We start from the raw sequence: 815 nt of genomic DNA on the forward strand, positions 1-815 counted from the left end.
CAGCGCGGCTAGGGCGTGTCTGATAAATGTCGGGTCCATGCGATCACGGTGTGCAGGACGACGGCAGCCCGGTAGACCACTGCGTGCTTGTCATAGCGGGTAGCCAGCCCGCGCCATTGCTTGATGTGGTTGTAGCGACGCTCGATCACGTTGCGGTTCTTGTAGTCGAGGACATCGAGACCAACAGGACGGCCACCGCGCGAGCCCCGACGTTTCCAATGCTTTTTCTGATCGTCGGGCTCCGGAATGACCGCTTTGATCGCGCGAGACCGCAGATGGCCTCGGATCGCGCGTGAAGAGTACGCTTTGTCCGCCCGCACGGCGTCCGGGCAAGTGCGTGGTCGCCCGACGTCACGACCGACCCGAAGGTGCTGCAGAAGAGGCAGGAACATCGAGGAGTCGCCGGCTTGCCCCGGGCTCAGCAGGGTGACCAGAGGCAGTCCGTGACCGTCGACGAGTTGGTGGATCTTCGTGGACAGGCCCCCTCGTGAGCGGCCGATGCTGTGATCAGGCGGCTCGATGGTCAGATTCTTGTAATTCGATGTAGCCCCCTGTGAGGCGTGTGGCGTTCGTCGCGTGCTGATGGGCACGCGCGATGGTCGAGTCTACGGAGACGGACCAGTCGATGAGTCCTTCCTTGTCTGCAGCGGCGGTGAGGGTGTTGAGGATGGTGTCCCAGGTTCCCTCGGAGGCCATCCTGCGGTGCCAGGTCCAGACCGTCTGCCAGGGTCCATACACCTCGGGTAGATCGCGCCAGGCGATGCCGCACCGGTAGCGGTAGATGATCGCTTCGACCATCCGGCGGGCGTCGGAGA

1 protein-coding gene is annotated in these 815 nt (G+C 63.6%); it reads right to left on the reverse strand.

Going from position 1 to position 815, the window contains the following annotated elements:
* Positions 1-8 precede the first annotated feature (8 nt).
* Positions 9-815, reverse strand: a protein-coding gene (locus HMPREF3092_RS10970) for an IS5 family transposase (RefSeq protein WP_176745692.1) whose coding sequence is annotated in 2 segments (ribosomal slippage) — positions 9-551 and positions 553-815 — 806 coding nt annotated over the 2 segments. Because the reading frame shifts where the segments join, the coding sequence is not laid out codon by codon here. This gene is flagged as partial in the annotation.

Origin of the sequence: Brevibacterium sp. HMSC24B04 (assembly GCF_001806835.1) — a bacterium.
Taxonomy (GTDB): domain Bacteria; phylum Actinomycetota; class Actinomycetes; order Actinomycetales; family Brevibacteriaceae; genus Brevibacterium; species Brevibacterium ravenspurgense.